This is a genomic window from Clostridium kluyveri (assembly GCF_001902295.1).
GTDB lineage: Bacteria > Bacillota > Clostridia > Clostridiales > Clostridiaceae > Clostridium_B > Clostridium_B kluyveri_B.
This window is the reverse complement of sequence record NZ_CP018335.1, coordinates 1,776,976-1,795,755: the sequence shown is the minus strand read 5'-3', so window position 1 is coordinate 1,795,755 and position 18,780 is coordinate 1,776,976. Positions and strand designations below refer to the sequence as shown.

Sequence of the window (18,780 nt, the reverse complement as noted above, 5' to 3'; positions counted from 1 at the left end):
TTTTTTTTGCAATATACACAGATTTTTATTATAGGATAGATTATAAATGTCCAGCTTCAAAACTCAATTATTTATGGTAACCCTTGGCATTAACAGGAGCCTTCATGACAGAATACTCTTTGTATGAATTACAGTCGAGAAAAAGTCTTTCGATAAAAGAAGATAAGGTATGTTCGGAGGGAAAAGAATAAGATTTATGAACTGTGCAATATCAATACCTATATACGATTTAGTTATAGTGTCCAATAAAAGTAGCCATAAAAAATAAAACTAGAGTATTTTTCACTCTAGCTAATAACAAAATATGGTATCATCAGTATTGAATAAAATACTTCTTTTAGTTCCAGAAAAGTATAGATAATGTCACTGAAGTGCAAAGTATCTTCAATAAATTGGATGAAATAAACGATCGTTATAAGTATAACAAGAATACCAAGTGCAATTCTATACCAACCAAACACCTTAAAATCATGCTTTTTTATATATCCTAGAAATATAGCTTTCAAAATTTCTATAAATTGGAATAAGCCACATTGGCTGAACCATACCACACTAGGGGGAGACAATACCAGCAGCTGTGTTATGTGCTGAAAAGTATATACTATAAATTGACATATATTTAAGGAATTTTACCTTTTCTTCAAGTTCTATATAAGTTCCTCCTTAAAATGGTATACTTAGGATTTAACACGCAAAAATTTATTTCTACGACTTAATTAATAATATCATAAACAAATTATTATTGAGACAGGCGTATATGGTTATATTAAGTAACTATACATTAGGTTCATTTTGTCGGAAATGTTGCAAATGAAGTGATAATGGATTATATAAGAAGTCATGCAACTAATGAACTTCAAAAAGTGATAAACTTTACAACAAATCATTTTAAGCTGCTTAGTCATTAAATACATCCCAATTGCTCTCTATTTTTTTATGATTTTGACTGTTTTAGATTAGTTTTAATAATGTAAGCTCTTTCTGCTTAATAATTTTTTATACCCTTTTAGCATATCCTTGGCAGCATCTCTCCATCTAAAATATTTAGAATCCTCATACCACCAAAGGAATTTTCCATGTATACCATATGCTCTAAATCATCAGTAAAGCTCCCTATGATACTTGCATTGCCACACTGCTCTAAATTATGAAGCTTATTTAATATTTCCTCAGCCATTTCACTCTTAACTACAAACACACCTCTTCCTTCACAAGCCATGTATAGTGGATCCAATCCTAATATTTGATTTACGGCAGATATCTCTCTTTCAATGGGTATACTTTCTTCCAGGAGCTTTACACTTAAGCCTACTCTGTCTGAAATTTCATTTAATATTGTAACAAGCCCTCCCCTTGTGGGATCTTTCATTATTTTTATAAAAGGATAGTATTCTTTAAGCGTGCTTATAATTCTATAAACTGGAGCACAATCACTTTTAATATTGCTTTTTATATCTATATTATACCTTTCAAGGGCTATAGTAGTACCATGTTCTCCTATATTCCCACTTACAATTATCTTATCTCCAGGTTCAACATTCTTTATTTCATAATTGTTTTCAATAATACCTACTCCGGAAGTATTTATAAACAATCCATCTATACAGCCTTTTTCAACAACTTTAGTATCCCCGGTTACAATTTTAATCTTTGAAACTTCACACTGCAGAGCCATTTCTTTAACTATTAAATCAAGAGTTTCAATTGGAAAACCTTCTTCTATTATAAATCCTGCACTTAAATATAAGGGCTTTGCCCCTGACACAGCTAAATCATTTACAGTACCACAAACTGCAAGCTTCCCAATATTCCCTCCAGAAAAAAATAGAGGTTTTACAACAAAAGAATCTGTAGTAAATGCCATTTTGCCTTGACTTACAGGAAATATAGCTGAATCCGCCCCCAAGTCTAAAATAGTGTTGTTAAAATATTTGTAAAAGATACTTTCAATTAATTCATTTGTGTGTTTTCCACCATGACCGTGAACTAATTTAATAACTTCATTCATTATTTTTTATACCCCCCATACTTATAATAAATAGAACAAGACCCTTCTGAAGACACCATGCAGGGCCCAACTGGAGACTCTGGAATACATTCTCCCCCAAAAAACTCACAATCATAAGGAATCTTTTTCCCTAATATGATTTCACCGCATATACAATCACTTTTATTTTTTTCTTCTATTGTCAATTTGAATTTATTTACAGCATCAAATTCTTCATATTTTCTATTTAAATACAAACCCGACTTTTCAATTTTGCCAATACCTCTCCACATACAGCTACTTTGAAAAAAACATTCTTTAATAATCCTCCTGGCAAGTAAATTTCCATTTGGCGTTACACAGGTTCTATATAAATTTTCAAACTTTTTTTCACATCTACAATTTTGTTTGATTAAAAAATATATTGAAGATATAATATCTAAACTCTCAAAACCAGATACTACAGAAGCAATATTATAATTTTCCTTAATAAATTTGAAATAGTCAGCACCTGTTACAACTGCCACATGTCCCGGACATATAATTCCTTGAATTTTACAATTTTCATCCTTTAATATTTTATGTAAAACTGGCTTCATAACCTTTAAACTACTCAAAATAAAAAAATTGTTAATATTATTTTCTTTTGCCTTTTTTACAGTGAGTCCGATTAACGGAACAGTAGTTTCAAAACCAACTGCTAGGAAAACTACTTCAAAACTTTTATTTTCTTCTGCGATTTTAAGTGCATCTAAAGGAGAATATACTATATTGATTTTCTTTCCTTTTTCTCTTTGTTCTATCAAATTTTCTTTTGTTCCCCAAACTTTCATCAGATCACCAAAGGTCGTCAATATAATATTATCTCTGTTTAAAAGTTCAATGGCTGCATCTATATAACCTTCCGATGTAACACAAACTGGGCATCCTGGCCCTGATACTAAATTTACCTTTGGATAAAGTAATTTCCTTATGCCCATTTTTGCTATACTTTGAGTATGAGTACCACATATCTCCATTATGGTGAAGCGCCCTATATCACTGTTTTTGATTTTATTAATTAAATTAATTAGGAGCTCATTTTCACTCATTTTCTATTTCCTCTTGAAATACCTTTTTTAAGTAATGAAAATATTCTCTATCAATCTTCTCTATTCCAAAACCCGCATGTATTAAAATATAATCTTTTATTTCAGGATTTTCTATAAGTTCAATATCCACATTTTTTTCTATACCCATAATATCCACTTTAGCTAAATTTCCATGAATAGATTTTATTATGCCTGGAATCGCAAGACACATTTTACATACCCTCTTTCTTTATAATCTCATCTGCAATTACAATTTGTCCAAATGAAATTCCACCGTCATTTATAGGTGTTTTAGAATTAAAAAAAACTTCTAATCCTGCTTTTTTAAGTTCATTGTAGATGGATTTAAGTAAATGTTCATTTTCAAACACTCCTCCACTTAAAACCACTTTATATATTTTATATAGTTTTGATAATTTAAAGACTAAATCACAGGTAAGTTTTGAAATTGTATTATGAAATTTAGCAGATATTGTACTTTTTTTAACGCTATTATTAATGTCAACCAGCACCCCATGAATAATATCTTTAATTTCTACTAAAAAAACATTACCCTCATCTTTTATTTTATAGTTATAACATTCATGTACATTCTCATCCATTATATTTTCTAGAGCTATGGCAGCTTCACCATCATATGTAATAGATCTCACAAGGCCTATCAAAGCTGAAATACAATCAAAAAACCGTCCAACACTGGAAGACTTATAACAATTTAATGATGTTTTTAAAGCTTGAATAATTATATCGAACTTATCTTTATCTATGTCACTTATAAATTCATTTATAGAATATCCAAAAAAATATAAGTAACTCACAGCGCATCTCCAGGGCTGTTTTATGGATGTATCTCCTCCCTGTATACTTACATATTCAAAATGCCCTACCCTGTTAAAATTATATCCTGCTGCAATAAAAAACTCTCCGCCCCATATATTTCCGTCCACTCCGAAACCCGTTCCATCGTATATGACTCCAATAACTTTTCCCTCAACGTTATGTTCTGCCATACAGCTTGCCATATGGGCATGATGATGCTGTACTTTTATTATTTTTCGGTCTTTATTATTTCCATACTTGCTTGAAATATAAAATGGATGCATATCTTCTACCAATACTTTAGGACTTATATCTAGCAATTTACACAAATGATTCAACACATATTCATAATTTTTATAACAATTAAAGTTCTGTAAATTACCCATATACTGACTGGTATACACGTAACCATTTTTAGAGAGTGATATACTGTTTTTTTCTTCAGGTCCTAAAGCAATAATATTATCTCCAACCTTAATATTTTCCATTGATGGGGCATATCCTCTTCCACTTCTTATAACACATTCCTCATCATTAAATACTTTAACAACAGAATCATCAATTGGAATGTAAATTTCTCTATCATGCATTAAGAAATAATCCGCCACATCTTTAAGATTTTTAAATGCACTATTATTTTTATATTCAACTGGAGATCCACTTATATTAGCACTGGTCATTATAAGTATGTCTAACTCCTTTTCTAATATTAAGTAATGTATAGGGGTATAAGGAAGCATAACACCAAGCTTTCTTTGGCCTGGTGCTATATTATCTGGAAGATTTATATTAGATTTTTTTTTCAATAGTACAATTGGCTTTTTTCTGCTAGTTAAAATCTGTTCTTCTTTTTTATTTAGTTCACAGAATTCTTTTACAGTATGAATTTCTTTCATCATAACTGCCAATGGCTTATTAGGCCTCTTTTTTCTATTTCTAAGTTCACTTATGGCCTTTTTATTTCTACCATTGCATACTAAATGAAAGCCACCAATTCCTTTTATTGCAACTATTTTTCCTAATTTTATTAGTTCAATAGTTTTATCAATTACATCTCCACATTTTTCAGTCTGGTTCTTATTATTTATAAGCACTAATGAAGGCCCACATTCTCTACAGCAATTAGTCTCTGAGTGAAATCTTCCATCTAGTGGATTAGTATATTCATCTTCACAATTACCGCACATTTTAAAATAATCCATAGTAGTATTTTTTCTATCATAAGGCAATACTTTTATTACAGAATATCTTGGACCACACTTAGTACAACTTGTAAAAGCATATCTATATCGCCTTCCTGCATCATTCATTATATCCCGAGCACAATCTTCACAAGTGCTCATATCCGGCAGTATAAATTTTACTGTATCATTTTCATTAGAACTTTCTCTAATATTAAAATCATCATAATATAAATATTCTAGAGTTCTACATTTCACTGAATTTATGATAGCTGGAGGTGGAGCATTTTTAGTTATTTTAAGTATAAACTTTTTAACATTATCTAAAGTTCCAGTTATATCAATAGTAACGCAACCACCAGAATTATTTACCCATCCACAAATTTCATATTCCTTAGCCGTATTATATACAAATGGTCTAAAACCAATTCCCTGCACTACACCATATACATTTATCAAATATCTTTTTTTATACTTATCTTTCTGCTCGTCATTCAGTTGAGTCACCTTCTATGTTCTTAATGATGGCAGTTTGATCTGGTAAGTCTCCAATTTCAATGCTTATTTCTGTGCAAGTATCTATTAAATTTTCATTATAGTTTTTAAGATATTGAAGTAGATTATTATCATTAATATGGCTATCTTTATTTACAATAATAGACATTTTATTTATTTTTGAAATTTTTCCTTCTTTACAACAACGATCTAAGCTCTGTGATATTTTACTTAGTAATATGATATCATGCATAAAAATCATCTCCCAAATTATTTTTTTATGACACCGACTTTGGGCAAATTTTCTAATATCTTTATATTCTCCTTATGGCATGCAGTAAATTGACCTGTCAAGTCTTTTCCTGAATATAACCCAAAATGGGTTCCTCCGCCCCAGGAGGGAACTAAACTCAAATCATATACTACCCCATTAACACCTACATATGCAGGATTCCCATTGGCGCCATTATATTTTGATAATTCCTCAAGAGTAAATTGTTTTTTATTTTGCCTAAATTCACTATTTTTAAGGAGTGCATTTACTAATTTATTCAATTTTTTTGCTTCACTTTTTATTAGACCTCCATAATAATTTTTAATATATGGACATCCTACCGCCATCATGCGCAGTGTATAGTAATTAATTCTTTTGTCAATGTTATATAAACTTTGAATAGTATAAGAATCCAATTATCTATCCTCCTAAATTTTGCAGGGTAACCTAGATAAGATTTCTTTGAAAACATTCTCTGAAATTATATTAATATTATTCTCAATCTCTCTGCTAAGACCAAGTTTAAAACTAACCTTACCTACTTCAATACCTATAATATATCCATTAACAGTTTTACAATATGATTTTATTAAATCTATTACATTGTAACTATGCTGCGTGTAATATTTTTTGCTATACTGGTATTCAGCCAGTGAATTTATTGTTAACTCTCCTGGATTTTTACCATAGTAAGCTGCATCTATAAAAAATATAAAATCACATTCTTCTATTAAAGAAATACAGTACTCAAAATCTGTTTCTCCAATTATGACTTCTATATTATTTTTCACAAAACTTTCTCTTAGTTTTTCTAAAACCACAATACCAACACCGTCATCTTCCATTAAGGTGTTTCCTATTGCAATAACTTTTACCTTCATACTAGTACCTTTACATAAGCAAGCTCACATTTATTACTTACTAAATGAGTTGCACAAGAAACACAAGGATCAAAAGATCTTAAAATTCTTCCCACTTCTATAGGTTCTTTTATATTTCTTATTTTAGTTCCAACCAATGCTTTTTCTCCAATTCCAAACCTTCCATTTTCATCTTTAGGATTCATATTCCAAACTGTTGGAGTTATAATATTATAGTACTTTATAAGTTTATTTTCTATTTTGACCCAGTGTCCCAATGCTCCTCTTGTAGTATCAGTTAGCCCTGCACCAAAACTTTCATCTGGAATATTATATACCTCTTGATTACTAGGAAGTAGTTTGATGCGTCTTGACAAACCACTCATAATTTCTATTATCTTTTTAGTCTCCAGTACCCTTGCAACATTTCTATCCATACAGGAGCTACCGCCATTATATTCACCTGCAATTATTAATCTGGCCAAAGGTCCAACTTCCATAGAATAGCCATCATAATTAGGTGATTTTATAAAACTGTATCCTTCTTTCTTAGCTAAATCAATTTCATCAATATTAACTTCTGATGGATTCTCATTCTGTTTATCACTGACATACCAACTGTGCAGTATATTTTCTGTAATTTTACTACTATCAAAGTTTTGTTTCTTTCCATCAATTAACACACCCGGTTTTACATAACTTATTTCAGGTTCAGCGTAATGATTAAAAATACCATAACTCATAAAATTATTATAAGTTTGCCCCATTTCAAAATAGTCCGGATAATATTCAGAAATTATTTTTATATCTTCCATCATAATATTACTAATAAATTCCCTTAATTTAGCTATTATAGATTGAATTTTTACCAACTTATATGAATCCATATTTACCGTAACTCCACCAACAAAAATACCATGGGAATGAGGTGCTTTGCCACCCAACACAGCTAAACCTTCATGGGCTAATCTACTGTATTTTATGCTCTCAATATAGTGATCACTTAATTTTTTATTCTCAGCTTCTGAAAGTCTGTAATCATCATATTGATCTGAATATAGTGGACTAATATTAGGCATTTTTACATAACTTGCCATAGTCAAATTATAAAATTGTCTCAAATGATTTTGTATGAATTCAAAACCATGCATTAAATCTCGTATATACATATCATTTACACTTACATTAACCTTCAATGCATCCTCTAATGCCAGTGTAGAAGCCATGGCATGTGCTGTAGAGCATATGCCGCAAATTCTTTCAGTAAAATATATGGCATCTAAGGGCTGCCTACTTTTAAGCATTTTTTCAAAACCTCTAAATAGGAGTCCACTAGTTTCTGCATTAATAATTACATCTTGTTCAACTTCTATTTTAGTTTCTAAAAATCCACTAATTCTTGTTATAGGATCAATTGTAATAGTTTTTTTCATAGAATCCTCCTATCCTAATATCTTACAAAAGGCTCCATTCCATCTGGAAATCTTGAATTAGCACATCCAATACATGTAGTATTATCTTCAATAGGCCAGTTTACATATGCATTCCATTTTCTTCTTGGACAATCTGTTTTAGTCACAGGTCCTCTACATCCCAATTTAAACATACAACCTTCTTCCCCAAATTTTTTTGCAAAAATACCTTTATCAAAATAACCTCTCCTTGTACATCTGTCATGGATAGTCACTCCATAAAATAAAATTGGCCTTCCTTCACTATCTAATTGGGGTTTGCCAAAAGCGGCTAAATGTGCAATAGTGCCAACAACCCAATCTGGGTGACAAGGGCAACCAGGTAATTTTATAACTTCACGACTCAATATATTAGATACACTTTTACTCAAAGATGGATTAGGCTTTGCAGCAGAAATGCCACCATAAGATGCACAAGTTCCTACTGCTAAAACATATTTAGCTTTTTCACCTGCCATCTTTACTGCTTCTAAGGCTGTGACAGGCTTTCCCTTGTAATGGGCTATTATATTATACATGCCATTTTCTTTAGTAGACACTGCTCCGTCTATTAACAATATAAATTCAGTATTCAAAGTGTCTAGCAAAGCTTCAAAAGCAAATTCTCCCTCTGATGTCATCAGTGTGTTATTGTATGTTAAGTTAACTAATTCATTTAAAATATAATTGAGTCCTGGATTTACACTATTTAAAAAAGAAATAATATTCCCTGAACATCCGGTAACCTCCAGCCATATAGAGTTTAACTTTTTTGCCTGTCTACTTTTAACTAGGTATATTGCTTCCGTAGCCAATCTTCTTGCACTAAGTTCTTTTTCCAAATTCATTGGACAGCTATTTTTATTCTCCATAAATAAAGCCTCTCCCAAGTTAATGATATATATTTAATACTAAAATATATTCAAGTTTATTTTGATTATGAATAATAAAGTACGTATGATGAATATTATACCTAGGATGTGATAAATTAAAATTTATAAAATTCACCTAGTTTGAGGATATATTATCATTCGTGAATAAATTAAGAGCTTATCCACAAACAAATTCTCACATCATACGATAATTAAAGAAATAGAAAAGATACATAGGATAAAAAAGATGTAAAAACACCGCAAAATTCAAAATTCAACTTGAATAGTGCGGTGTTGCAGTGAATTATTCAATTTTTATAGTTAAATCATTAAATAAGAAAATTGCAAGTAGACTTTAGTTTATTTTATATAGCTTGTTGAATAATTAAGTTGTATGATTTATAACTTAGAATTTATGTGTATCAAAATCCCTCAAGAATTTATGTAAAAGATAAAGTATTACCATATTAAAATTTTGAATGGTAAACCAGGTTATATTAATTTTATGGATGCCTTTAATTCATGGCAATTGGTGAAAGAATTGAAACAAACACTAGGATTAACCTCAGCAGCATCTTTTAAACATGTAAGTCCAGCTGGTGCTGTAGTGAGCCTCCCTTTAAATGATGTATTAAAAAAGGCATATTTTGTTGAAGATATTGAATTATCTTCTGTGGCTTCTACTTATGCAAAAGCCAGAGGTGCAGATAGAATGTCTTCCTATGGTGATTGGGCAGCTATAAGTGCTATTGTGGATGTATCTACTGCAACAATTTTGAGTAGATCTGTATCAGATGGAATAATTGCTCCAGGATATACAGATGAAGCCCTAAAACTTTTAATGAAAAAGAAAAAAGGAAATTACTGCAACCGCCAATGTTAATATATAGTATCATAATCTTACTTATTTAAATAAGTGCAAATTGGAAATTACTATAGAATACGGTTACCCCGAGACCTCTATAAATTTTTATTGACATCTTATATATTTTATGGTAAATTACATGATAAAGAATGTAAATGGGGTACACCACCACGGGTGTAACTTGTTTGCATTCTTTTTTTGTTACTAATTAAAAATTGGAAAGAGAGGTGGAAAAATGAAGGTAAATGGAATTTTCATTCCACTGAAAGAAGAAATAACCTTATTGTACTTCCTAAAAAAAAATGGGTATAATCTAAGAAAAGTTGCTGTAGAGGTTAATGGCAAAATTGTTCCAAGAGCAACCTATGCAGATATACAATTGGTAGATCTGGATACAGTGGAAATTGTGCATTTTGTTGGAGGAGGATAAACTTATGGAGGTAATTATAAATGGAAAAAAGCAAATAGGTGACTGGAAAACTGCTTTTGAAGTAAGATCTTCTTTGGGAAAAGAAGATGATGTTTTAATTATAAATGGATTTCAAATTCAAGAAGATTGTATTTTACATCCACAGGATATAATTAATGTTATCGCTAAAGGCGTAATGCCACCTATGAATGAACTTGAAAGCATGATGGCAGCACGACATACTCCACATGTTTTTGAAAAAGTTAAAAAAGGAAAAGTTGCTGTAGCTGGTCTGGGAGGACTTGGATCTAATATAGCTGTGATGTTAGCACGTATAGGTGTAGGCCATTTATTGCTGGTAGATTTTGATGTAGTAGACCCAAGTAATTTAAATCGCCAGAGCTACTATGTCCGTCACCTCGGTATGTTAAAAACAGATGCACTGGCTGAACAGATTAAGGAAATTAATCCTTTTATTATAGTAGAAACGAAAACTATTCGTATAGATGAGTCTAATGTATTGGAGTTATTTAACAGTTATGATATAGTCTGTGAAGCATTTGATAATCCAAAATCAAAAGCAATGCTAGTTAATAATTTGCTTATAGAACTTTCAAATTCCAAAATTGTTTGTGCTTCTGGTATGGCAGGTTATGGCAGCTCAAATTTGATTAAAACTCAAAGAAAGATGAAAAATTTATACATTTGTGGAGATCTAGAAAGCTCTGCATGTCAGGGAAATGGTCTTATGGCTCCACGAGTACAAATTTGTGCAGGACATCAGGCTAATATGATTTTACGTCTTCTTATTGGAATTGAAGAGATATGATAAAATGACATTCACAAGGAGAAAATAATATGAAACAAAATAATGATAATATGATAATTGGTGGACACGCATTTAATTCCCGTTTTATTTTGGGATCAGGTAAATTTTCACTTGAAATGACAAAAATAGTTATAGATAATGCTGGTGTAGAAATGGCAACATTGGCACTGCGTCGTGCTAATGTGGGAGGAGAGGGAAATATACTTGATTACATGCCAAAAGATATTACTCTATTACCAAATACCTCCGGAGCCAGAAATGCAGAGGAAGCTGTAAGGATTGCAAGGTTAGCTCGCGAACTGGGATGTGGAGATTTTGTAAAGATTGAAGTAATTCACGACTCAAAATATTTACTTCCTGATAATTATGAAACCATTAAAGCAACAGAAATTTTAGCAAAAGAAGGATTTATTGTAATGCCATATATGTATCCCGATTTAAATGTAGCACGTTCACTAGTAGATGTAGGTGCTGCTGCTATTATGCCACTGGGTGCACCTATTGGCAGTAATAAAGGACTTCTCACTCATGATTTTATTAAGATATTGGTAGATGAAATTGATATTCCAATTATTGTAGATGCAGGTATTGGAAAACCATCTCAAGCTTGTCAGGCAATGGAGATGGGAGTTGATGCAATAATGGCCAATACTGCTATTGCTACAGCAAAAAATGTAGGTCTCATGGCAAAAGCATTTAAATCTGCTATTGAAGCAGGTAGACGGGCATATCTTGCAGGATTAGGACGTGTACTTGACTGCGGAGCAGAAGCTTCCAGTCCACTTACCGGGTTTTTGAAATATTGATTTTATAGGCATGTTAAAATTAAATGTCGGATGGGAGAAAAATAGTGAAAAAAATCAAAACAGATCATATGAAGTATAAACCATATATGGAGATCATTGATTCAAGCATTATGGATACTGTGTTATATATGGTAGATAATTATGATTATAATCGTTATACCAAAGAAGAAATAAATGAGATTCTTATAAAGGATAATTTAACAATTGAAGATTTTGGCGCATTGTTATCACCGGCAGCATTTCCATTTTTAGAACAAATGGCACAGAAAGCTAAACATGAAACACAAAAACACTTTGGAAATTCTGTGTCTATATTTACTCCACTTTACATTGCAAATTATTGTGAGAATTATTGTGTTTACTGTGGATTTAATTGTCATAATAAAATACGCCGTGCAAGATTGACTATGAAAGAAATAGAGAAAGAATTAAAGAATATTTCTGAAACAGGACTTCAGGATATATTACTGCTTACAGGTGAATCACGACGAATGTCAGATGTAAGCTATATTGGTGAAGCAGTAAAGTTGGCCGCAAATTATTTTAACCTAGTGGGAATTGAGGTATATCCTTTAAATACTGAGGAATATGCGTATATACATGATTGTGGTGCAGATTATGTATGTGTATATCAGGAAACCTATAATACAGATACATATGAAAGAATTCATCTCAGTGGTAATAAACGTATTTATCCTTACCGTTTTAATTCTCAAGAACGTGCCATAAAGGGTGGTATGAGAGGTGCAGCATTTGGGGCATTGTTGGGATTGGATGATTTTAGAAAAGATGCCTTTGCTACTGGAATCCACGCCTACCTTATACAAAAGAAATATCCACATGCAGAGATTTCTTTTTCTCCTCCAAGGCTGCGACCGTTTATCAATAATAGCAATGAAAATCCACATGATGTCTATGAACCACAGCTATTACAGGTCATGTTGTCCTATAGACTTTTTATGCCTTTTGCTGGTATTACAATTTCTACTAGAGAACGTGCTGGTTTTCGCGATAATGTAGTGGGGATGTGTGCAACAAAAATTTCTGCAGGTGTAAAAGTTAGTGTAGGAGGTCATGAAGAAGATTCAAAAAGTGACGAGCAATTTGAAATTTCTGATTCAAGAAGTGTGGATGATGTATACAAAATGCTTTTAAAACACGGTCTCCAGCCAGTATATACTGATTATATTCGTGTATAATAGGTGTGATAAAATGGTGATTTGTGTAACTAATCGATTATTGTGCAAGGATAATTTTTTAAATAGAATTAACCAAATTGCAAGGGCAAAACCTGAAGGAATTATTTTACGAGAAAAGGATCTATCAGAATATGAATATGAACAGCTTGCCTATTTGTGTCAGAGAATCTGTTTACAGTATAAAATATCTTTAATTATCCATACCCACATTGAAGTAGCAAAAAAACTCGGGATTTCAAAAATTCATATGCCTTTAAAAACTTATTTAAAAAATCACAAACAACTTACTGATTTTAAAATAAAAGGTACCTCTGTTCATACCGTAGAAGAAGCTATTCAGGCACAGACATATGGCGCGGATTACATCGCTGCTGGACATATTTTCCCTACTGATTGTAAAAAAGGGGTACCTGCACGTGGATTAGATTTCTTAGAAAGTGTATGCTGTGCTGTATCTATTCCTGTACTTGCTATTGGTGGAATTAAATTAGAACGCATGATAGATGTATATAGAGCAAAAGCATCGGGAGTTTGTATAATGTCTTATCTTATGGAATGCAGTGATCCTAAAAATATATGTAGTTCATTTAAGGCATTTGACTAAATAATTATAAGGAGGGACTTGCCTGAATATTTCTCCCCTCCTTCAAATTTTTAAACAATTAATACAATATTAAAGAAAGAGATAACAAATATGTAAGATTATATGGGAAACAGATTTAAAAAGAAAATTAAATCATTTTTTAGTTGTTATATTTAAAGAAGACTGCGTTCTTTATGTATTAGATTTCATTTTTTCACCAATATACTCATTAATAATATTTCGATGATTAACGTCAATATCCAGAAACTCTAGTGCAGTCTTAAAGTTTGCATTCCTTTCATTGGCTTCTGTTCTAATAACAGAGCATATAGAAACAATATTTTCTTTAATCTTAAAAGAAAGAAAAATTAATTTTCCACTTTCAATTTTTTCATAGGTTATAATGGCTATTTCACCTACACTAATATCAATGGTAAATGTCTTTTTTTTCATTCTTTGACACATTTGAGTGACCTTGCTTAGCTTATTTATATTATTGGGTAAGACACAATATTCAATATCTAATATTGCCGGTACCCTTGGCCAGTTTCTTCTCTCTATCTTATTAATAATTTTTGGTCGTTCTAAAATTACCAATTGAGAATAATCACCTGCTTTACACCCTATAACTATAGAGTTACACCAATAAGCATTATTATTAAAAATGATAAAAAAGTTTGCAACTGCATTTACATTAAAAATTATAAAGTTGTCTTGCAAATTAGAAATAGATACTACCAGAAATTTTTCCTCTATTTTTATAATTTTACCTATAAAAAAGACTTTATTATTCATAAATTGAATTTGTTTGTTTGTCTTTAGATCTGTAATCTTAAAATTTTCCATATTACTCCTTCACCTCAATATTAGTAGATAACCTTATTTTTTTACACTATCCTCCATTTACATCGAAGAAATTAAATATTTAATAATATCTAAAAGTCCTAAAAAATATTATTCCAAAAGAAAAAGAGTATTTTGTTATTAATGATTCACAATGAATTACTATTTTAAATTAATTAGTGGTAATTATACTATAATTTTATTATTTTGAACATAATTTTTACAGTAAAATATTCTTATTTTTTAACATTACATTATTTAATTTTCAACTATTCATGATTTGCTTTACAGCTGCCAATGAAAATAGAAACATACTCACTTTATTTTCTTAGCAAAGAGCATGGTTTATACTTTCAATTTCATAGATGCGACACATTATTTTTTATAACATAGTTATTATTGATAAAATCAAAATAGTATCATATAACATCTGAATCACTTGACTCTTTTTGGCTTAACTGCCCCCTATAAAGTACCGAACTACAAAAGCTTCTTTCAATATTATCTGAAAATAATATGCTTACCCTTTTATCTTCCCTCTCAGTTATTTTTCCCTGGCCGAAAACTTTATGAACTACTAAATCCCCTACTTTAAGATTGAACAGTGAATTAACCCCTTCCAAATCAGCCAGGTTACATTCCCTTATGAATCTAGATACTTCCACTGCCCTGCCTTTTATGGTACTTGTAGAGCATAAATATAAATTATCTATGGCCCTAGTAATGCCTACATAAAAAAGTCGCCTTTCCTCTTCCAAATTATTCAAAATACCATTTGAGTGTGGAATTGCCCCCTCATTACAGTTTATTACAAATACATTTTTAAACTCCATGCCTTTCACACCGTGGAGAGTACTTAATATAACTGCATCTTCCTCCTGTAAATTTTTATGCAAAAATTCTTCTGCAGTTTCAACATGTTTTAAAAATTCATAAATACTAGTAAAGTCTTCACATATTTGTTTGAATTGCTCTATAACATAATAGTACTCTTCCATATTAGAGGCTAATTTTTCACAATGTTTATGTAGATAATCTTTATATTCCAATTTATCTAATATAAATTCTACCCTTTCTTTAGGTTTTATCTTTATCAATTTTTTTATGTTTCTTTGAAGCTTATCTATAGCTTTAATCTGGAAAACAGGTACTCCTTCTATATTTTTTAAAATCTCGAAACAATTTTCCTTCACTCTATTATTTCTGACTTTTTCTATATTTATTTTTCCTATGTATCTAAAAGGCTTATTTACTATACTTATAAAACTTTCTTTATCACACATATCCAGGGCCAGCTTAAAATAGCATATTAAATCCTGGCAAATAAAATGACTATAAAAATTATACTTACCATGTAAAAATTTAAATTTTATACCATCTTTTAATAATTTGTCTATTATATTGACACACTCTATATTAGTACGGTACAAAAGGGCTATATCCCTGCATCTGCATTTTCCTGCCTCTATAATTTCTTTTATAATATCGGCTAAATAGCAGGCCTGTTCTTTTTCACTTTCAAAAATTTTAAAATTAATATTTCCTCTTTTCATTCTACTGCTTTCAACACATTTTAGATTTCTATTTTTATTGTTACATATTAAATTTTGAGACATTTTAACTATATTACATACGCTTCTGTAATTTTTCTTTAAAAACAATTTTTGACCTTCTTCAAAATGCCTGTTGAAATCCACCATACATATGGGATCAGAGCCTCTAAAGCCATATATGGATTGGTCTTCATCTCCCACTGCAAATACAGAACTGTTTTTACCAATTAATTTTAAAATATCTATTTGAAGTCTGTCACAATCTTGAAATTCATCTACCAGTATGTATGTAAATAAATTATTATAATATTTAAGTATATTTTTATCTGTTTCTAAAATATTTTTTACCTCCAGCTGCAAATCGTCAAAATCCATTAAATTATTTTTAGACTTATATTTTTCGTATTCTATAACACAATGTATGAACACAGTTTTATCAATTTTACTGTTGAAATATTCCATGCTTTTACTACTACTTCTAAAAAGTGATATATCATTTAAAACTCCCCTTATTTTTTCTTCTTCTACAAATCCTACATAACGCATAAGTACAGAGCTAATCAAATTATAGACTTTGAAAGATTCCACCATGTTTATCTCCCCTTTATATCTTTTCAACATATTATAAAATAGAGAATGAAAAGTACCAAAAAAAGGTAGTGGATTCTTATTCATAATTGAAAGATACCTGTATTTCATATCAAGGGCAGAAGCCCTGGTAAAGGTTATTACCACTATATTTTTAGGTTTTATATTTTTTTGGGTTATTAAATAATTTATCCTATTTATAATAACTGTAGTTTTGCCAGAACCCGGAGGAGCACAAATTACTACATTTTTAAAATTTGTATTAACTGCCTTTATTTGATTTACATCTAAATTATTTATCATATTAAAATCTCCTAAACCTGCCTAGTAGTGTGTTAAACTCCAGTCTTGTAATATTTTCTTTTAAGTATTACAATGTTTATATATACTTAATTTTTGTCACAATTGTGTGAATTAAAACATAAATAGAGGAGATTTTTATTATGGAGAACGCAAAGAACTTCGACGTAAGAAACGGAAGGAATCTTACTATGCTGGTAGATTTTTATGAGTTTACCATGAACAATGGGTATTTCGAAAATAATATAGGTACTAAAATTGCCTATTTTGACATGTTTTTTAGAAGTGTTCCAGACGGAGGAGGATACTGTATTATGGCAGGTGTCCAGCAGGTAATTGAATATCTATCCAATTTGAAATTTACAAAAGACGATATAGAGTATCTGCGAAGCAAAAAGCAATTTTCAGAAGACTTTTTAAATTATTTAGAAAATTTTGAATTCTGTTGTGATGTGTGGGCAATACCAGAAGGTACCCCTGTATTCCCAAATGAACCCCTGCTAACTGTAAGAGGTCCTGCTATTCAAGCTCAGTTTATTGAAACCATGATACTTTTAACTATAAACCATCAGACTCTAATTGCGACAAAGGCAAGCAGAATTTGTAAAGCAGCTTCTGGCAAACCTGTAATGGAATTTGGCTCAAGACGTGCCCAGGGTTATGACGGTGCTGTATATGGTGCAAGAGCCGCAGTAATAGGAGGATGCAGCTCTACCGCTTGTACTATAGCAGAGCAGATGTTTGGCATACCTGCAGTAGGTACAATGGCCCACAGCTGGATACAGCTATTTCCTTCTGAATATGAATCTTTTAAAGCTTGGGCAAAGGTATATCCGGATAACTGTATACTTTTAATAGATACATATAATGTATTAAAATCCGGTCTGCCCAATGCTATAAAGGTTTTCAAAGAAATTTTGATTCCAAATGGATACAAACCTAAAGGTATAAGGATAGACAGTGGAGACATAACCTATTTAACTAAAAAATGTAGAAAAATATTAGATGAAGCGGGTCTTGAAGATGTTGACATAGTCATCTCAAACTCTCTAGATGAATTTATTATAAGAGATGTTCTAAGCCAAGGTGCTTGTATTGACTCTTTTGGGGTAGGTGAAAGATTAATAACTGCAAAATCAGAGCCTGTATTTGGTGGAGTATATAAATTGGTTGCCGTAGAAGGTGAAGATAAAAACATAATACCTAAAATAAAGATAAGTGAAAATGAAGAAAAAATAACTAACCCTGGTTTTAAAAAGATATATAGAATTTTTAGTAAAAAAGAAGATAAAGCCGTAGGAGACTTAATTGCCTTAAGTAATGAAGATATCAATATAGGTGAACCTATAGAATTATTTGATCCTACTTTTACCTGGAAAAAGAAAAGATTAAAAAATTACTATGCAAAAGAATTATTAGTAAAAATATTCGATAAAGGAAAACTTGTATATGAAAGTCCAGATGTAATGCATATAAGAAATAAAGCACAAGAAGAAATAACTAAATTCTGGCCTGAAGTATTAAGATTTGAAAATCCTCATCACTACTATGTAGATTTATCTCAGAATCTATGGAATTTAAAACAACAATTACTCCATAAGTATTCTGCCACTTACGAAGAATAATATTATTAAATAACTGAAGGAATTGTAAATTAAAAAATAATTCCTTCAGTACAAATACAATCTCTTCTCATCAAAATTATATTTACCTATAATATATTAAGTTCTTACTGCAATTCAATTTACAATTGAGGAAACTAAATATGTTAGTTC

17 protein-coding genes and 1 pseudogene are annotated in these 18,780 nt (G+C 30.7%); 7 read left to right on the top strand and 11 right to left on the bottom strand.

The annotated features are described in order from the left end of the window. Window positions 1-1,006 precede the first annotated feature (1,006 nt). Genes hypE through BS101_RS08770 form a run of 9 tightly spaced genes read right to left on the bottom strand, consistent with a single transcriptional unit; the run spans window position 1,007 to window position 9,030 of the window. On the bottom strand, window positions 1,007-2,008 hold the full coding sequence (gene hypE / locus BS101_RS08810) for a hydrogenase expression/formation protein HypE (RefSeq protein ID WP_073538490.1): 1,002 nt from the start codon (window positions 2,006-2,008) through the stop codon (window positions 1,007-1,009). Continuing rightward, the gene (gene hypD, locus BS101_RS08805; protein WP_073538489.1) at window positions 2,008-3,078 is read right to left on the bottom strand and encodes a hydrogenase formation protein HypD; all 1,071 of its coding nucleotides are present in this window, start codon (window positions 3,076-3,078) and stop codon (window positions 2,008-2,010) included. Before hypD ends, hypE begins: the two co-directional genes overlap by 1 nt. Further along, window positions 3,071-3,289, bottom strand: coding sequence for a HypC/HybG/HupF family hydrogenase formation chaperone (locus BS101_RS08800; protein ID WP_073538488.1), 219 nt, complete (start codon window positions 3,287-3,289; stop codon window positions 3,071-3,073). Before BS101_RS08800 ends, hypD begins: the two co-directional genes overlap by 8 nt. A gap of 1 nt (window position 3,290) precedes the next feature. Beyond that, on the bottom strand, window positions 3,291-5,585 hold the full coding sequence (hypF, locus tag BS101_RS08795; protein ID WP_242951433.1) for a carbamoyltransferase HypF: 2,295 nt from the start codon (window positions 5,583-5,585) through the stop codon (window positions 3,291-3,293). Next, on the bottom strand, window positions 5,569-5,826 hold the full coding sequence (locus BS101_RS08790; RefSeq protein WP_073538487.1) for a hypothetical protein: 258 nt from the start codon (window positions 5,824-5,826) through the stop codon (window positions 5,569-5,571). Before BS101_RS08790 ends, hypF begins: the two co-directional genes overlap by 17 nt. A 17-nt stretch (window positions 5,827-5,843) precedes the next feature. After that, window positions 5,844-6,263, bottom strand: coding sequence for a cytochrome b5 domain-containing protein (locus BS101_RS08785; RefSeq protein ID WP_073538486.1), 420 nt, complete (start codon window positions 6,261-6,263; stop codon window positions 5,844-5,846). Window positions 6,264-6,275: 12 nt separating this feature from the next. Next, complete coding sequence (locus BS101_RS08780; RefSeq protein WP_073538485.1) at window positions 6,276-6,728, bottom strand: hydrogenase maturation protease; 453 nt, start codon at window positions 6,726-6,728, stop codon at window positions 6,276-6,278. Next, entirely contained in the window at window positions 6,725-8,140 is a 1,416-nt protein-coding gene (locus tag BS101_RS08775) for a nickel-dependent hydrogenase large subunit (protein WP_073538484.1), read from the bottom strand. The genes BS101_RS08780 and BS101_RS08775 overlap by 4 nt, the downstream gene beginning before the upstream one ends. 14 nt (window positions 8,141-8,154) lie before the next feature. Further along, window positions 8,155-9,030, bottom strand: a complete 876-nt coding sequence (locus BS101_RS08770) for a hydrogenase small subunit (RefSeq protein ID WP_073538483.1) — start codon at window positions 9,028-9,030, stop codon at window positions 8,155-8,157. A gap of 411 nt (window positions 9,031-9,441) precedes the next feature. Here BS101_RS08770 and BS101_RS08765 point away from each other — a divergent pair. From BS101_RS08765 to BS101_RS08740, 6 genes and pseudogenes are all read left to right on the top strand, one after another. Continuing rightward, window positions 9,442-9,898: pseudogene (locus tag BS101_RS08765) on the top strand (hypothetical protein); the annotation flags it as partial. A 232-nt stretch (window positions 9,899-10,130) separates the two neighbouring features. Continuing rightward, on the top strand, window positions 10,131-10,325 hold the full coding sequence (gene thiS / locus BS101_RS08760; protein WP_073538482.1) for a sulfur carrier protein ThiS: 195 nt from the start codon (window positions 10,131-10,133) through the stop codon (window positions 10,323-10,325). A gap of 4 nt (window positions 10,326-10,329) precedes the next feature. Further along, window positions 10,330-11,133: a sulfur carrier protein ThiS adenylyltransferase ThiF gene (thiF, locus tag BS101_RS08755; RefSeq protein ID WP_073538481.1), complete on the top strand. Its 804-nt coding sequence runs from the start codon at window positions 10,330-10,332 to the stop codon at window positions 11,131-11,133. A gap of 29 nt (window positions 11,134-11,162) precedes the next feature. Beyond that, window positions 11,163-11,939: a thiazole synthase gene (locus BS101_RS08750; protein ID WP_073538480.1), complete on the top strand. Its 777-nt coding sequence runs from the start codon at window positions 11,163-11,165 to the stop codon at window positions 11,937-11,939. Between the two features lie 68 nt (window positions 11,940-12,007). Beyond that, window positions 12,008-13,138: a 2-iminoacetate synthase ThiH gene (thiH, locus tag BS101_RS08745; RefSeq protein ID WP_242951476.1), complete on the top strand. Its 1,131-nt coding sequence runs from the start codon at window positions 12,008-12,010 to the stop codon at window positions 13,136-13,138. 13 nt (window positions 13,139-13,151) lie between these two features. Continuing rightward, window positions 13,152-13,742 carry a thiamine phosphate synthase gene (locus BS101_RS08740; RefSeq protein WP_073538478.1) on the top strand — a complete coding sequence of 197 codons (591 nt, stop codon included), beginning with the start codon at window positions 13,152-13,154 and terminating at the stop codon, window positions 13,740-13,742. A gap of 171 nt (window positions 13,743-13,913) precedes the next feature. Here the strand turns inward: BS101_RS08740 and BS101_RS08735 are convergent, their stop codons facing one another. Continuing rightward, the gene (locus BS101_RS08735; RefSeq protein ID WP_073538477.1) at window positions 13,914-14,567 is read right to left on the bottom strand and encodes a PilZ domain-containing protein; all 654 of its coding nucleotides are present in this window, start codon (window positions 14,565-14,567) and stop codon (window positions 13,914-13,916) included. 416 nt (window positions 14,568-14,983) lie between these two features. Further along, the gene (locus tag BS101_RS08730) at window positions 14,984-17,008 is read right to left on the bottom strand and encodes an ATP-dependent helicase (RefSeq protein ID WP_073538476.1); all 2,025 of its coding nucleotides are present in this window, start codon (window positions 17,006-17,008) and stop codon (window positions 14,984-14,986) included. A gap of 140 nt (window positions 17,009-17,148) precedes the next feature. Between BS101_RS08730 and BS101_RS08725 the strand changes: the two genes are divergently transcribed. Further along, window positions 17,149-18,630: a nicotinate phosphoribosyltransferase gene (locus tag BS101_RS08725; protein ID WP_073538475.1), complete on the top strand. Its 1,482-nt coding sequence runs from the start codon at window positions 17,149-17,151 to the stop codon at window positions 18,628-18,630. Window positions 18,631-18,780: the final 150 nt, after the last annotated feature.

Bases quoted from the DNA above. Each gene is read 5' to 3' on its own strand.
- hypE (WP_073538490.1), bottom strand. From the start codon at position 2,008: ATGAATGAAGTTATTAAATTAGTTCACGGTCATGGTGGAAAACACACA.
- hypD (WP_073538489.1), bottom strand. From the start codon at position 3,078: ATGAGTGAAAATGAGCTCCTAATTAATTTAATTAATAAAATCAAAAAC.
- BS101_RS08800 (WP_073538488.1), bottom strand. From the start codon at position 3,289: ATGTGTCTTGCGATTCCAGGCATAATAAAATCTATTCATGGAAATTTA.
- BS101_RS08790 (WP_073538487.1), bottom strand. From the start codon at position 5,826: ATGCATGATATCATATTACTAAGTAAAATATCACAGAGCTTAGATCGT.
- BS101_RS08780 (WP_073538485.1), bottom strand. From the start codon at position 6,728: ATGAAGGTAAAAGTTATTGCAATAGGAAACACCTTAATGGAAGATGAC.
- BS101_RS08775 (WP_073538484.1), bottom strand. From the start codon at position 8,140: ATGAAAAAAACTATTACAATTGATCCTATAACAAGAATTAGTGGATTT.
- BS101_RS08770 (WP_073538483.1), bottom strand. From the start codon at position 9,030: ATGGAGAATAAAAATAGCTGTCCAATGAATTTGGAAAAAGAACTTAGT.
- thiS (WP_073538482.1), top strand. From the start codon at position 10,131: ATGAAGGTAAATGGAATTTTCATTCCACTGAAAGAAGAAATAACCTTA.
- thiF (WP_073538481.1), top strand. From the start codon at position 10,330: ATGGAGGTAATTATAAATGGAAAAAAGCAAATAGGTGACTGGAAAACT.
- BS101_RS08750 (WP_073538480.1), top strand. From the start codon at position 11,163: ATGAAACAAAATAATGATAATATGATAATTGGTGGACACGCATTTAAT.
- thiH (WP_242951476.1), top strand. From the start codon at position 12,008: ATGAAGTATAAACCATATATGGAGATCATTGATTCAAGCATTATGGAT.
- BS101_RS08740 (WP_073538478.1), top strand. From the start codon at position 13,152: ATGGTGATTTGTGTAACTAATCGATTATTGTGCAAGGATAATTTTTTA.
- BS101_RS08735 (WP_073538477.1), bottom strand. From the start codon at position 14,567: ATGGAAAATTTTAAGATTACAGATCTAAAGACAAACAAACAAATTCAA.
- BS101_RS08730 (WP_073538476.1), bottom strand. From the start codon at position 17,008: ATGATAAATAATTTAGATGTAAATCAAATAAAGGCAGTTAATACAAAT.
- BS101_RS08725 (WP_073538475.1), top strand. From the start codon at position 17,149: ATGGAGAACGCAAAGAACTTCGACGTAAGAAACGGAAGGAATCTTACT.